Here is a 14869-nt window from a genome sequence, read left to right on the forward strand (position 1 = left end):
TCAGGTATAAAGAACGCTAAAGAAGTAAAGGTAGGGGATACAATCACACACGTGGATCGTCCTGCTGTAGGTATACAGGGTTTCGAAGATGTGAAGCCCATGGTATTCGCGGGTATCTATCCAGTTGAAACCAGCGAGTATGAAGAATTGCGTGCCTCCATGGAGAAGCTGCAGTTGAATGATGCTTCGCTGGTATGGGAGCCCGAAACATCTGCGGCCCTTGGATTCGGTTTCCGTTGCGGCTTCCTCGGTATGCTGCACATGGAGATTGTGCAGGAGCGACTCGAGCGGGAGTTCGACATGACGGTGATCACCACCGTGCCGTCGGTGCAGTTTCATGTGCATACTACCAAAGGTCAGCTGCTTAAAGTAAGTGCACCATCTGAGATGCCAGAACCGAACTACATCGACCACATTGAGGAGCCTTTTATCAAGGCGCAGATTATCTCGAAGGCAGAGTATGTGGGGCCCATCATCACGCTGTGTATGGAGAAGCGTGGTATCCTGAAGAACCAGACTTACCTCACCAGCGACCGGGTGGAGCTGTCATTTGAGATGCCACTGGCCGAAATAGTTTTCGACTTCTTTGACAAACTCAAAACCATTTCCCGTGGTTACGCTTCGTTGGACTACGAACTGATTGGTTTCCGTCAGTCGAACATGGTAAAGCTGGACGTAATGCTGAACGGAGAGCCTGTGGATGCCTTGTCAGCCATCGTGCACCGCGAGAAAGCCTATGACTGGGGCAAGCGCCTCTGCGAGAAGCTTCGTGAGCTACTGCCACGTCAGATGTTTGAGATCGCCATTCAGGCGGCCATTGGTCAGAAAATCATCGCCCGCGAAACAGTGAAGGCCCTGCGCAAGAACGTACTGGCCAAGTGCTACGGCGGTGACATTTCGCGTAAGCGCAAGCTCCTCGAGAAACAGAAGAAGGGTAAGAAACGCATGCGCCAGGTTGGCAACGTGGAGATCCCACAAGAAGCCTTCTTGGCTGTACTTAAACTCGACTAACATTACCAAGCCCCGACGTGCCCCTGCGCGTCGGGGCTTGTCGCTTATAGTTGCCTGGCGAAGGCATCGTGTCAGAACCCCTGGCCCTATACATCAACACAGAACTCTTAACTCATAACTTTCAATTAAAAACATGATTCTGCTCGACGGTAAAAAAACATCCGAAGCCATTCAGCAAGAGATTGCAGCTGAAGTTGCCGAAATTAAAGCCAATGGAGGCAAGGTGCCGCATCTGGCGGCGATACTGGTAGGCAATGACGGCGGCTCTGTCACGTATGTGAACAACAAAGTGCTGGCCTGCGAAAAAGTAGGTTTTGGTTCTACGCTGGTGCGTTACGAAGATGATGTGACCGAAGAAGAATTGCTCAGCAAGATACAGGAACTGAACGAGAGCGAGGAAGTGGACGGTTTTATCGTGCAGCTGCCGCTACCCAAGCACATCAACACCCAGAAGGTGCTGGAGGCGGTTGATCCTAAGAAAGATGTGGATGGTTTCCATCCGGCTAACGTAGGCCGTATGGTCGCTGGTCTGACCTCTTTCCTGCCAGCCACTCCTTATGGTATCCTGCAACTAATCGAACGCTACGGCATCGAAACGAACGGCAAGCACTGCGTTGTGATCGGCCGCAGCAACATTGTGGGTTCTCCTATGAGCATCCTGATGGCTAAGGCCGCCTACCCGGGCAACGCTACTGTAACACTTTGCCACCGCAACACCGTTGACCTGCCTTATTATACCCGCCAGGCTGATATCATCATTGCGGCCGTAGGTTTGCCAGGTCTGGTAACCGCCGACATGGTGAAAGAAGGCGCTGTGGTGATCGACGTGGGTACCACCCGTGTACCTGATACTTCACGCAAGTCTGGTTACAGGCTGCGTGGAGATGTTGATTTTGACAATGTGGCTCCTAAGTGCAGCTATATCACACCCGTGCCAGGTGGCGTAGGGCCGCTGACAATCGCCATGTTGCTGAAAAATACCTTGAGAGCCGCAAGAAAAGAGGTATACGCCTAAGGCTTTTGCATGCTTTAAAATCTCTTTAACCCCCTCCTGGAAACAGGAGGGGGTTTTATCTTTTATGGTAGCGGCTTCTCCAAAGGCCTCTTCGTGTGAGTGTCCGTGCACGAATCGGACTGTTGCGGTCCAAGGTGCATACCCGAAATCATGAGGTTACCCGAACTCTTAATCTGCTCAGGTATAACGGAACATAAGTTGCTCTCTACCTTGTTGCTTTTTTGACTAACTTTGCAAGTTCGGTGCGGGCTTATAATTATGACAGGTATAGCCGCACCATTATTTAATGAAGGCCTGTACCTGATGTTTCAGGTATAGCCATTGGAATACAGATTTGGAAACGACAAAAGCATACAAAACAGCCTCCATTCATTCAGTGCCCAAAGACGGCAGTGAACTTCCGCTGATGGAGGCATTTTATACGATACAAGGCGAAGGTGGCAACACCGGCACGGCAGCTTACTTTATCAGGCTTGGTGGCTGTGATGTGGGCTGTCACTGGTGCGATGTAAAAGAGAGCTGGGACGCCGAGCAGCATCCACTCACTCCTATAGGGGAAATTGTGACAACCGCTAAAACCTTTCCGGGTAAAACCGTCGTAGTAACAGGCGGCGAACCGCTGCTTTATAACCTCAACCCGCTAACAGCCGGATTGCAGGAAGCAGGTATACGCACCATGATCGAAACCTCCGGGGCTTATCCTTTGAGCGGTTACTGGGACTGGGTGTGTTTGTCTCCCAAGAAGTTCAAGGCGCCCGATGCTTCTGTATATCCTTTTGCAGATGAGCTAAAAGTCATTATATTTAACAAATCGGATTTTGCATGGGCCGAAGAGCATGCGGCAAGGGTAGGAGCTGAGTGTAAGCTATACCTGCAGCCAGAGTGGAGCAAAGCCGGGCAATTGATGCCACTTATTGTCGAATACGTTAAAAACAACCCCCAATGGCGTGTGTCTTTGCAGACGCACAAGTACATGGATATTCCTTAAAAAGCTATGCTTAAGCCGCTGCTTCTTCTGACTCTGATTACATTTAGTGTAGCGACCTCCTGTCTGGCACAGGGCAGACCGGCCTCCAATTCCAGGAAAGCAGTAACACTTTACTACAAAGCAGAAGAAGCCGCACAGGCACGCGATTTTAACAAGGCGCTTACCTACCTCGACGAGGCCATTGAGCGTGATCCAAAATACGCTGATGCTTACCTGAAAATTGCCCACCTGCACCGGGCCATGGGCAATAAGCCAGAGGTGTTCGAAAACCTGCAGAAAGGATTGGCGCTCAAGCCATTTAATGCCGGGTTGATGAACAGCTACTTCGACCTGGCTGACCTTTACTTCGAGCGGGCGACTACGAAAACGCCCGTAAATATTTCGAGCTTTTCCTGCGTGGAAAGCCGCGCAACGGGCGTATGGCCGACTTTGCCCGTCAGCAGATCCAGTCCGCTGATTTTGCTGCGGAGGCCATGAAGAAGCCAGTAAGCTTTAACCCGGTCAGACTGCCTGAAGATGTCAATCGCTTCGAGCTGCAGTACTTTCCCTCCACCACCGCTGACCAGCGTCACCTGATTTTTACGGCACGACTAGGACATCGCCCTGACCAGGACGAAAACATATTTGTGAGCCAGTACCGCGACAACAAGTGGAGTCCGCCTAGCTCTATTTCTCCTGCCATCAATACGACAGCCAACGAAGGTGCCGCTACTATTTCCGGTGACGGCAAAACACTTGTGTTCACTTCCTGCAACCGCTCCGACAGCCAGGGCGACTGTGATCTTTACATTTCTTTCAGGAGTGGTGACGAGTGGAGCAAGCCCAAAAACATGGGATCGGTGGTGAATTCCAAAGCCTGGGACTCACAGCCGAGCCTCTCTGCTGACGGACGTACCTTGTACTTCACTTCTACAAGACCAGGTGGCATTGGCAAAGAAGATATTTGGGTAACACGCCTGAACGAGGATGGCTCTTGGCAGAAACCTGAAAACATGGGAGAGCCTGTGAACTCCAGAGGTCGTGACATGGCTCCCTTCATACACGTTAGTGGGAGCACACTCTACTTTGTGAGCGACGGGCACTTGGGTATGGGAGGCCTCGACGTGTTTATGACGACGCAGGACAACAGAAGCAAGTGGAGTGATCCCGAAAATATGGGCTACCCCCTGAACACGCATGCTGACGAAGGATCGCTTTTCATTACAGCTGACAATAAAAAAGGCTATTATTCCCGCCAGGAGATGACGGAGGCAGGTGCTTCCACTATACAGCTTTACGAGCTGGACGTGCCGGAGAACTGGCGCAGCAAAGTGAATAGCACCTATGCCCAGGGTCGCGTATTTCATGCCGATACCAAAAAACCGATTGCTGCCGTGGTCCAGCTCTATGATGTGAGTGCCGACTCGCTTGTACAGCAGGTTAATTCCGACAAGGTATCGGGTGATTATACGATCGTGCTTTCGGAAGGAGGGCAGTATGGCCTTTACGTTTCAGCACCTGGCTTCCTGATGAACAGCCTGAGTTTTGACTATACTTCTGAAAAAGCCCTGAGCCCGGTGGCGCTTGACGTATACCTGAAACCGATCAAGTCCGGAGCAGCGATTGTGCTCAACAACCTGTTCTTCGACACGGGCCAGTATAAGCTGGAGCGCAAGTCGAAGACCGAGCTCGATAAGCTGATCACGTTCATGCAGCAAAACCCTTCCGTCCGAATTGAGATCTCGGGCCATACCGATGACATCGGCTCAGATGCCGACAACAAAGTCCTGTCTGAGCGTCGTGCCCGTTCTGTGGCCGATTACCTGCGCAGCAACAAAGTACCAAAAGACCGCATCACCTCCGTAGGTCACGGCGAGAGCAAACCGGTCAAACCCAATACCTCCGACGAAAATCGCAGCCAGAACCGCCGTATCGAGATGCGGGTGCTGTAGGCCGCTCTATACCAGCCGCGAGCTAAGCCCGTCCGCTCCCTTATCGCTATACCTGCCGAAACAGCAATCATTTGATATGAAAACGGCCCGCTACTGCAAAGTAGCGGGCCGTTCCTTTATCTAAACTCAGAAATTATCTATTCTCGATATCTACGTAGTTACGCTCTGTTTCACCAGTGTAGATCTGACGCGGACGGCCGATCGGCTCTTTCTGCTCACGCATCTCTTTCCACTGTGCGATCCAGCCTGGCAGACGACCCAGGGCGAACATCACCGTAAACATGTCGGTTGGAATACCAAGCGCACGGTAGATTATGCCTGAGTAGAAGTCTACGTTAGGGTACAGCTTACGCTCTACGAAATACGGATCGTTCAGGGCAGCTTCTTCCAGTTCCATCGCAATGGTCAGGATCGGGTCGTTGATGCCAAGGGCAGTCAATACCTCGTCAGCTGCTTTCTTGATGATGCGGGCACGCGGGTCGAAGTTCTTGTACACACGGTGACCGAAGCCCATCAGACGGAAAGGATCGTCTTTGTCTTTAGCTTTCGCAATGTATTTCTTAGAGTCGCCACCGTCAGCCTTAATAGCTTCAAGCATCTCGATTACAGCCTGGTTGGCACCACCGTGCAGCGGACCCCACAGGGCGCTGATACCGGCAGATACAGAAGAGTACAGGCTGGCATTAGCTGAACCTACCAGACGCACAGTAGACGTAGAGCAGTTCTGCTCGTGGTCAGCATGTAGGATAAGCAGCTTGTTGATCGCATCCACTACCACAGGATTGATTTCGTAATCTTCCGTAGGGAAGGCGAACATCATGTGCAGGAAGTTTGAGCAGTAGTCCAGCTTGTTCTTAGGGTAGTTCACCGGATGGCCTACAGAGTTTTTGTAAGACCAGGCAGCTATCGTAGAGATCTTAGCCATCAAACGGATGATAGAAAGATCCATCTCCTCTTTTGTCTGGTTCGGGTTAAGTGACTCCGGATAAAAAGCTGTCAGGGAGCTGATCATAGCAGACAGGATGCCCATTGGGTGCGCTGCAGACGGGAAGCCGTCCAGTATCTTGCGCATGTCCTCGTTCACGAGGGTGTGCATCTTGATCTTGCCGCTGAAATCATCGAGTTCCTGCTTTGTTGGCAGGGCACCGTAGATCAGCAGGTAAGCCACTTCAATGAAGTTTGACTTCTCAGCCAGTTGCTCAATCGGATAACCTCTGTAGTGCAGAATGCCCTGCTCTCCGTCCAGGAAAGTGATCGCACTCTTGGTAGCACCTGTATTTTTATAACCTGAGTCCAGGGTGATGTAGCCTGACTCCGAGCGCAAAGCAGCTATATCAATTGCTTTCTCATTCTCAGTACCAGTTACAACCGGGAACTTGTAGGACTTCCCCTCTAAAATTATTTCAGCGTGTTCTGACATGCCTGTATTTTTTATGTGTCCGTGAATTGTCTCTTATCGAAGCGAAATTATGTAAAAATGTAATTAAAATGAAATGGAATAACGGGATATATGGTAAATTAACAATGTTTTAACCCGCAGACCATACCAACCATTGTATAAACGACAATCCGCTAAAAAGTTTGGCTCTTTTGCACCTTATCTTACATTTCTTCGGCCTGTTTCATTACCAGGGACTGGAATTGTCTTCCTCTTCCGATGATCCACCAAAACCGTAGCGTGGTGTGTAGGGAGTGCCCCGGCCTTCCAGGTGGTTTTGCATATCGAGGTGCAGCTTGATGCGGTCAAGTCTTATAAACTCCGCCCACAGCTCCTGGTCACTTTCTGTCATCCGGTCGATCAGGTCTGCCAGCTGCAGACCTCCCGCTGCTTTCTGAAGTTCCCGGATGTAAGGGTCAGAGTCAACCATGCCCTGTATTTTTATTCTGAAATAGGTGTTCAGCTCCATATATCGCGCTTCATCCCAGCTTTCCATTTCCTGCTTCATGATCGCCCTCTTTTTTGGTTTATACTCATTCCTGTGCCATATGGCTGCATACACTTCCTAAAAGCCGTCCAGGCCCTTTCCGGATCCGGGTCATCAGGTTGCACGCCGGGCGGGTTGAACAGGCCCCAACGGTCCACGGCATAGTTCCAGGCGTCAAAGGTTTTTACCCATTCCACAAACAACAGGCGGTACTCCTCCAGCGCTTCTTTGATCAGGTGCAGGTAGTGGATATGCTCAAAGCCGAACATGGTCAGGGTGTTGCAATGGTTCTGCAGGTCACGGGCCGCCTTGCGGATCAGGGTGGCGCATTCCATCCGGATATCATACAGGTCACCACCCTCAGCGCCTGCCACTTTTACGCTCAGCATAGCGGCATCCTCCAGCATAAAAGCTTTGCTGCTGGCCAGGCGACGGTCATCATCAGGTATCAGATCACTGATTTTTTGTGTCAGGTCATAGATCTCGCGTCCCTTCTGGAAAAGCGGCATCTGGCGTGGGTTCAGGTGTTCTTCGTGCATAGGTGTCGTATTGTTCTGCCATGCCCGGTCTGCAACAACAGGTATAGGGATAGACAAATTTGTACAAAATACGTATAGATGTGAAGTTATAAAATATTACCGATTTTGAATTTAAAATGAAAGTGTGCTGTTCTGCAATTAAAGAGGGGCCGCACCTAACCGCAAGGAGGTAAAATTCTTCGTATAACATAACATAGGGCACAGGGGACAGCCCATTTTGTCGCCAAGCCACTCTTCCCCTGTTCCGGGCAATGGAAAGCAGCGCCCTGCTTCATGTGTACGTGTACGCATTTCCTGCCCGCATACCTGTGCATAAGCACATAGCCTCATACTATCAAAGGCCTGGCCGATGCGCGGGTACCGGATATACAAACAAGCAAAGTGGCATTCTTTTAAGGGATGCAGACCATAACATACTCAAATGATGACACATTCAGCTGACAGGCAGTAAACGGGCTCTTCTTTTCGGTGCCACTGCTTATTGCTCTCAGGTTTAAAATGATTCTCTAAAAATACGCCCTATGAATATTTTAGAAAAGATCAAGACCAATTACAGTGCCTCCATGAACGAGATGACAGTAGCTGCCTATCTTGAGGAGTGCCGGAAAGACCCGAAAATGTACGCCAAGCCCGCTGAGCGTATCCTCGATGCGATCGGGGAGCCCGAGATGCTCGACACGCGCCAGGACCCAAAACTGAGCCGCATCTTCTCCAACAAAAAAATCAAGATCTACCCCGCCTTCCGCGATTTCTACGGGATGGAAAGCACCATCGAGCAGATCGTGTCCTACTTCCGGCACTCGGCGCAGGGGCTGGAGGAGAAAAAGCAGATCCTATACCTGATGGGCCCGGTAGGGGGCGGCAAGAGCTCCCTGGCCGAAAAGCTGAAGCACCTCATGCAACAGCATCCCATCTACGTCCTTAAAGCCGGTGAGCAGATCAGCCCGGTATTTGAGAGTCCGCTGGGGCTGTTTGCCGACTATGCCGAAGAGCTGGAGGAGGAGTATGGTATACCTACCCGCTACATTCCGGGCTGCATGAGTCCTTGGGCCTCCAAGCGGCTGCGTGAGTTCGACGGCGACATCAACCGCTTTAAAGTGGTCCGGCTTTTCCCGTCTATTCAGGAGCAAATCGCTATTTCTAAGACCGAACCCGGGGACGAGAACAACCAGGATATTTCGACACTGGTGGGCAAGGTCGACATCCGAAAGCTGGCCGAGTACCAGCAGAGCGATCCGGATGCTTATTCCTATACCGGTGGCCTGTGCCTGGCGAACCAGGGCCTGCTGGAGTTCGTGGAGATGTTCAAAGCCCCGATCAAGGTGCTCAACCCACTGCTCACCGCTACCCAGGAAAAGAACTACAAAGGCACCGAACCCATTGGCGCCATCCCTTTCGACGGCATCATTCTGGCGCACTCCAATGAATCGGAGTGGGCCAAATTCCTCAACGACAAAAAGAACGAAGCATTTCTCGACCGCATCTACAAAGTGCAGGTGCCTTACTGCCTGCGCGTGAGCGAGGAGATCAAGATCTACGAAAAACTCATCCGCGAAAGCTCTCTCAAAGAGGCGCCCTGCGCTCCGAAGACCATTGAGCTGCTGGCCGAGTTTTCGGTGATGTCGCGTCTGAAGGAGCCCGAAAACTCCAGCATCTACTCCAAGATGCGAGTATACAACGGCGAGACCTTGCGCGAAACCGACCCGAACGCCAAGTCCATACAGGAGTATCGCGACGATGCTGGTATCAATGAAGGCATGCAGGGTATATCGACTCGATTCGCATTTAAAATCCTCTCCAAAGTATTCAACTTCGACAGCGAGGAGATTGCCGCTAACCCGGTGCATTTGCTGTATGTGCTCGAGCAGGAAGTGATCAAAATGATGCTGCCGCCCGAAACGGAGAGTAAGTATTTACACCTGATCAAGTCGGTACTGGCCAGCAAGTATGCTGAGTTTATATCAGACGAAATTCAGAAGGCCTACATCGAATCCTACAGCTCTTATGGGCAGAACATTTTCGAAAAGTATGTGGTGTATGCCGACCACTGGATGCAGAACAACGACTACCGCGATCCGGACTCAGGCGAGATCTTCGACCGCAGCATTTTGAACGATGAACTGGAGAAGATCGAAAAGCCAGCAGGCATCGCCAATCCGAAAGACTTCCGGGCTGAGGTAACGAACTTCTTTCTGCGCCACAAGGCCAACCACGGCGGTAAGAGCCCACGCTGGGACTCTTATGAAAAGATCAAAAACGTGATCGAGAAGAAGATCTTCACCAACACAGAAGACCTGCTGCCAGTGGTTTCCTTCAATGTGAAAACAAACGAGGAAGACGAGAAGAAACACCGTGACTTCACCCGCCGCATGCGCGACCGCGGCTACACCGACAAGCAGATCCGCATCCTGGTAGACTGGTTCATGCGCGTGCGCAAGACAATGGCATAGGAGGGGAGTATGAGCCACATCATCGACAGACGGAAGAACGATAAGGGGAAGTCTACTGGCAACCGGCAGAAGTTTCTGAAGCGGGTGGAGAACCAGATCAAGAAGGCTATACCTGACATCATCTCGCAGGAGAGCATCAAGGACAGCAGTACCGGTGGTAGTGTGAAGGTGCCTGTGCGCGGACTCGAAGAGCCGACTTTTCACCACGATCCCAAAACCGGTAAAAAGCAGACCGTGCGCCCCGGCAACGACAAGTACAGCGAAGGGGACCGCGTACCCAAACCCAAAGGGGGAGGGGCTGGCTCCGGCAGCGGACGGGGTAAGGGTTCCAACAGTCCGGAGGTGACCGAGGATGAGTTTACCGTGGTGCTGTCGCGGGAGGAGTTTCTGAAGTATTTTTTTGATGACCTCGCGCTGCCCAACATGGTGAAAAAACTGATGGACAGCACCGAGAATTTTGAGATGCGTCGAGCCGGTTATACCCGCGACAGCGTTCCTTCGCGCCTCAACATCAAGTCCAGCTACCAACAGTCGCTTGGGCGTCGACTGGCCCTCAAGGGCGTACTGGACAAGAAGTTGGCGCTGCTGGAGGAGCAGCTGTCGCTGGCGACCGACCCGGAGCAGAAAGCCGCCCTCGCCGAAGAGGTGGAGAAGGTGCGGCGACAGGCCAACACCCTGCCGTTCTTTGAAGACATCGACCTGCGCTACAACAATTTTGAGCGGGTGCCTATACCTGTTACTTCTGCCGTGATGTTCTGCATCATGGACGTGTCAGCCTCCATGGGGCAGCACGAGAAGGACATTGCCAAGCGATTTTTTACACTACTTTACATCTTCCTGACACGGCAGTACAAAAACGTGGATCTGGTCTTTATCCGGCACCATACCGAAGCCAAGGAAGTGAGCGAAGACGAGTTTTTTAACTCGCGGGAGAGTGGGGGAACCGTGGTGGCACCATCGCTTAAACTGATGGAGCAGATCATGCGCAGCCGCTACGATGATAGCTGGAACGTGTACTGTTGCCAGGCCTCGGACGGCGATGTGTGGTCGAAGCAGGATGCCACCGAATGCAAGCAGCTTCTGCTGGAAAATATCCTGCCCGTGATCCAATACATGGCCTACATCGAAATCAGTAACAATCCGCGTGAAAGTGACCTGTGGCAGGCCTACAGCCGCATCAGTGACGATGACTCTTTCTCGATCCGGCAGGTATACGAGCCCTTCGAGATCTGGCCTGTTTTCCAGGGACTGTTCAGGAAACGGAGTGCTGTCTAGATCAGGATTTACAGGATTTAAGGATTGACAGGATTTTCCTGTACACGATTGCTACCCCAGCGTTACCCTTGAACCTGTACATTCCCAGATTTCTCCCTAAGGTCGAAATGATATAAAAGAATCAATTAAAGGTTAAGAATATTTAATCCTGAAAATCCTAAAATCCTGTAAATCCTGATCCATGAATGAAAAAGAAAAATACCGGGCGATGTTTTGTGATCCGAACTGGGATTATGAAACGCTGCAGGCGGCCGACGAGGTGATCAGCCGGATCGGGCAGGAGTACCTCAAACTGAAGACCTACCCGAACCAGATCGAAGTCGTGACCTCGGAGCAGATGCTCGATGCCTATGCGCTCACGGGACTACCTACCTCTTACCCGCACTGGAAATTCGGCAAGGATTTCGTGCTCAACCAGAATAACTATACCAAGGGCCGCATGGGACTCTCGTATGAACTGGTGATCAACTCCAATCCCTGCATCAGTTACAATATGGAGAACAACTCCACTTGCATGATGCTGCTCGTAATAGCCCACGCCTGCCAGGGACACAATGCTTTTTTCGCGAACAACTACATGTTCCTCGACTGGACTTCAGCTGACTCTATCGTGGACTACATGGCCTTTGCGCGGGAGTATATTCTGAAGTGTGAGGAAGAGTACGGGGAGGAGGAAGTGGAGCGGGTGCTCGATGCGGCCCATGCGCTGATGAACTATGGTGTAGACAAGTATAAGAAGCCTACTAAACTATCGGCGCTGGAGGAGAACGAGCGTCTGAAGAAACTCACAGCCATCCGGCACGAGAACTACAACGAACTCTGGCGCACCTTACCACAGGGAACTGATGAGCCGGAATTGCTCACTTCAGACGAAGGCCGCTTTCCGAAAGAGCCCGAAGAAAATATCCTGTACTTTATAGAGAAGTATGCCCCCGCTATGCCGCCATGGAAGCGCGAGATCGTGCGCATTGTCCGCAAAGTGTCGCAATACTTTTATCCGCAGGGAGCCACCAAAGTTATGAACGAGGGCTTTGCCACCTTTGTGCACTACCACATCATCAACAAGATGTTCGAGGAGGGCTACCTTAATGACGGCTTCATGCTCGAATTCATCAAGAGCCACAGCAGCGTGCTCTTCCAACCGGAGTACAATAGCAAGTTCTACTCCGGCCTCAATCCCTATACCCTGGGCTTCAACATTTTCATGGACATCAAGCGCATCTGCCAGGAGCCGACCGAGGAGGACAAGGCCTGGTTTCCGGACCTGATCGGTAAAGACTGGCTCGACCAGGTGCTCTATGTGATGGAAAACTTCCGCGATGACAGCTTTATTCTGCAGTACCTCTCCCCGAAAGTGATCCGGGACATGAAGCTGTTTACGATCATCGACAATGAGGGAGAGTCTGAGTTCCAGATCGGAGCCATCCACAACGAGCGCGGCTACCGTCGGGTGCGGGAGCAGCTGGCGTCACAGTACGATCGCTCCAGCTACATCCCCAACATACAGGTTACCCGCGTAGACCGCCACCAGACCAGCAAGCTATACCTGACGCACTACATGCAGAAGGATCGGAAGCTCGAGACTAAGAGCGCCCGTCAGACCATGGCGCATCTGCGCTACTTGTGGGGATTTCCGGTGGAGCTGCACTCCAAGAATAAGCTGGGAATCAATGAGAGCTCCTTCGAAGTGAAATAGCAGCAGGGGAGTAGTAAAGGCCTTACTTTACTGCCGCACTCTCGTGCGAATAAACTCCTGCAGCCCCTGCTCAAACAACTCTACTTCCTCCATGGTATTATAAGGTGCCAGACCAATGCGTACCCAGCCGCCCATGGGGTTCACACCCAGTTTGTCAGCCATGGTAGAGGCGTAAAAATGGCCATCGGCGATGCACATGTTGTAATGTTCGGCAAACCAGCCCGATACTTCACGGACTTTTATACCTGGTAGCGTGAAGGCAAAGGTGGGGGTCTTGTAGGTGCCCTCTGCTGCGCGATAAAGCTTCAGGCCAGGTACTTGCCGCAGAAAACTGTCCATTCGGGCCGTCAACTCCTGCTCGTGCTCTTCGATGCGCTGCATCCCCGATTTGAGCCGTGCTCTTCGGCTATCTCCTTCACCCAATTGCTCTATAAAGGTAATCGCTCCGATAAGACCGGCTATCGCTTCGTGGTTTTGTGTGCCTGTCTCGAGTTTGTCTGGTATCTGCTGCGGGGCAGGGGCCAGCTTGTATACCTGCAGTTTCTCAAAAAGCGAGGCCGCGATCACAGCTATGCCGATGTGCGGACCGAAAAACTTGTAGGCAGAACAAAACAGGATATCGCAGCCCAGTTCCTGAAAGTCGATCGGCAGGTGCGGCACAGCATGCACGGCATCAAGCACCACAATCGCGTTCACCTCCTTTGCTCTGGCAATCACCCGCCTTACATCGGTCACCGTTCCCGTGACATTCGACGACATGCCCACTGCCACCAATTTGGTTTTCTCGGTGATCAGCTCGTCCAGCTTATCCAGGTTCAGGGTATAGGTGTCGGTGTTCAACTCTATGAAACGCACCCTGGCGCCCTTGTCTTTAGCCAGTGTCACCCAGGGATCAACGTTGGCGCGGTGGTCCATTTCAGTCACAACTACTTCGTCGTCGGAAGAAATAAAGCTGCCCAAACTGCGGGCGACGCTGAAGGCCAGGGTCGTCATGTTCTGCCCGAAAGCCACTTCTTCGGGAGCACAGTGCAACAAATCCGCCACCGCCTTGCGACCTTCCAGCAGCAGGTTGTCGGTGCTCACGCTGGTCGGGAAAGCGCCGTGCAGGTTGGCCATGCCACCGGTGATATAGGCCATCATACCGTCGATGGCCTGCTGCGCCATTTGAGTGCCGCCGGGTCCGTCGAAATAGATGAACGGTTTTTTGTCGTCTGATTCCCGCAAGGCTGGAAAGGCTGCGCGAAGCTTTACTACTGCGAGATGACTCATAAGCTGCTTATCTGGATGGCCGGCTAAAGGACCGGTTAGTCATTAAAGTGATACAGGAACGTCACGATCCCGTTATAAGCCGGTTTACGGCTGTTCTCGATTTCGAGGGTAACCTCAATCTGCGTTTTGGCGATCCCGCGCAGGTTTTTAACTGAAAGCATTTTGGCACGCAGGCGCACACGACTGTTTACAGCTACGGCCTGGTTGAAGCGCAGACTTTCTATCTCGTAGTTCACCTGCATCTTTACATTCCCGATTTTCACGATCTGTCCCCACAGGTATGGCAGCAGCGACACCGTGAGGTAACCGTGCGCGATGGTTGATCTGAACGGAGTTTCGATGGTAGCGCGGTTCTCGTCGAGGTGGATCCACTGGTGATCGAGGGTAGCGTCAGCGAAGTTTTTGATTTGCTCTTGCGTGATGGTGTGGTACTCGGATACCCCCAGTTCTTTCCCCTGGTAAGACTCCAGTTCTTCCAGGCTGTTGATAGTAATTTGGCTCATGTCAGGTTTAGTGTTTGTGTTGGAGGTATAAACATACGTTTTATTCTGGAAAATTAGTTGTTTCCTATGTTTAAGAATGTGGTGGTACATGTGGTTTATACTGCAAGTTTAGCGTTAGCGCAAATGTGGTGGTGCATGATGGCCAGTTTGTATTTGGCAAAGCGGCGGCTGTAGGTATAGCAACTTGTGCTGTTGTATAGCTTGCCCTGGCCGGGCGGGCCTCACTTTTTGTCTTGACACAAAAAGTAAGCAAAAAAGTCAAGACCC

Annotated in this window: 13 protein-coding genes; 8 read left to right on the forward strand and 5 right to left on the reverse strand. The window is 51.7% G+C overall.

Translation table 11 applies throughout. From position 1 onward, the window contains the following. The 5 genes from lepA to O71_RS14610 form a co-directional block, all read left to right on the forward strand. Positions 1 to 1011 (forward strand): translation elongation factor 4 (gene lepA, locus O71_RS14595; RefSeq protein WP_007658142.1); only part of this gene is annotated, 1011 nt, incomplete at its 5' end. A gap of 133 nt (positions 1012 to 1144) precedes the next feature. Further along, positions 1145 to 2026 (forward strand): bifunctional 5,10-methylenetetrahydrofolate dehydrogenase/5,10-methenyltetrahydrofolate cyclohydrolase, encoded by an 882-nt coding sequence (locus O71_RS14600; protein ID WP_007658144.1) that lies wholly within the window; start codon positions 1145 to 1147, stop codon positions 2024 to 2026. 334 nt (positions 2027 to 2360) lie between these two features. Beyond that, positions 2361 to 3014 carry a 7-carboxy-7-deazaguanine synthase QueE gene (locus O71_RS14605; protein WP_007658145.1) on the forward strand — a complete coding sequence of 218 codons (654 nt, stop codon included), beginning with the start codon at positions 2361 to 2363 and terminating at the stop codon, positions 3012 to 3014. 6 nt (positions 3015 to 3020) lie between these two features. After that, on the forward strand, positions 3021 to 3491 hold the full coding sequence (locus O71_RS25750; RefSeq protein ID WP_007658147.1) for a lipopolysaccharide assembly protein LapB: 471 nt from the start codon (positions 3021 to 3023) through the stop codon (positions 3489 to 3491). Further along, on the forward strand, positions 3434 to 4945 hold the full coding sequence (locus O71_RS14610; protein ID WP_007658149.1) for an OmpA family protein: 1512 nt from the start codon (positions 3434 to 3436) through the stop codon (positions 4943 to 4945). Before O71_RS25750 ends, O71_RS14610 begins: the two co-directional genes overlap by 58 nt. Positions 4946 to 5078: 133 nt before the next feature. Here O71_RS14610 and O71_RS14615 read toward each other — a convergent pair whose 3' ends face one another. From O71_RS14615 to O71_RS14625, 3 genes are all read right to left on the reverse strand, one after another. Continuing rightward, on the reverse strand, positions 5079 to 6365 hold the full coding sequence (locus tag O71_RS14615) for a citrate synthase (RefSeq protein ID WP_007658151.1): 1287 nt from the start codon (positions 6363 to 6365) through the stop codon (positions 5079 to 5081). Between the two features lie 205 nt (positions 6366 to 6570). Next, entirely contained in the window at positions 6571 to 6891 is a 321-nt protein-coding gene (locus O71_RS14620) for a hypothetical protein (protein ID WP_007658153.1), read from the reverse strand. Then, positions 6888 to 7409 (reverse strand): hypothetical protein, encoded by a 522-nt coding sequence (locus O71_RS14625; RefSeq protein WP_007658155.1) that lies wholly within the window; start codon positions 7407 to 7409, stop codon positions 6888 to 6890. The genes O71_RS14620 and O71_RS14625 overlap by 4 nt, the downstream gene beginning before the upstream one ends. Positions 7410 to 7930: 521 nt before the next feature. Here O71_RS14625 and O71_RS14630 point away from each other — a divergent pair. The 3 genes from O71_RS14630 (at position 7931) to O71_RS14640 (ending at position 12830) form a co-directional block, all read left to right on the forward strand. Further along, positions 7931 to 9859, forward strand: coding sequence for a PrkA family serine protein kinase (locus tag O71_RS14630; protein WP_007658157.1), 1929 nt, complete (start codon positions 7931 to 7933; stop codon positions 9857 to 9859). 9 nt (positions 9860 to 9868) lie between these two features. Continuing rightward, complete coding sequence (locus O71_RS14635) at positions 9869 to 11134, forward strand: YeaH/YhbH family protein (protein ID WP_007658165.1); 1266 nt, start codon at positions 9869 to 9871, stop codon at positions 11132 to 11134. A 181-nt stretch (positions 11135 to 11315) separates the two neighbouring features. Further along, complete coding sequence (locus O71_RS14640; RefSeq protein WP_007658167.1) at positions 11316 to 12830, forward strand: SpoVR family protein; 1515 nt, start codon at positions 11316 to 11318, stop codon at positions 12828 to 12830. A 27-nt stretch (positions 12831 to 12857) separates the two neighbouring features. Here O71_RS14640 and O71_RS14645 read toward each other — a convergent pair whose 3' ends face one another. Both O71_RS14645 and O71_RS14650 read right to left on the reverse strand, forming a co-directional pair. Then, entirely contained in the window at positions 12858 to 14099 is a 1242-nt protein-coding gene (locus O71_RS14645) for a cysteine desulfurase-like protein (RefSeq protein ID WP_007658169.1), read from the reverse strand. A gap of 35 nt (positions 14100 to 14134) precedes the next feature. After that, complete coding sequence (locus tag O71_RS14650) at positions 14135 to 14602, reverse strand: MaoC family dehydratase (protein WP_007658171.1); 468 nt, start codon at positions 14600 to 14602, stop codon at positions 14135 to 14137. Between the last annotated feature and the right edge of the window lie 267 nt (positions 14603 to 14869).

Origin of the sequence: Pontibacter sp. BAB1700 (assembly GCF_000277005.1) — a bacterium.
GTDB classification, from domain to species: Bacteria; Bacteroidota; Bacteroidia; order Cytophagales; family Hymenobacteraceae; genus Pontibacter; species Pontibacter lucknowensis.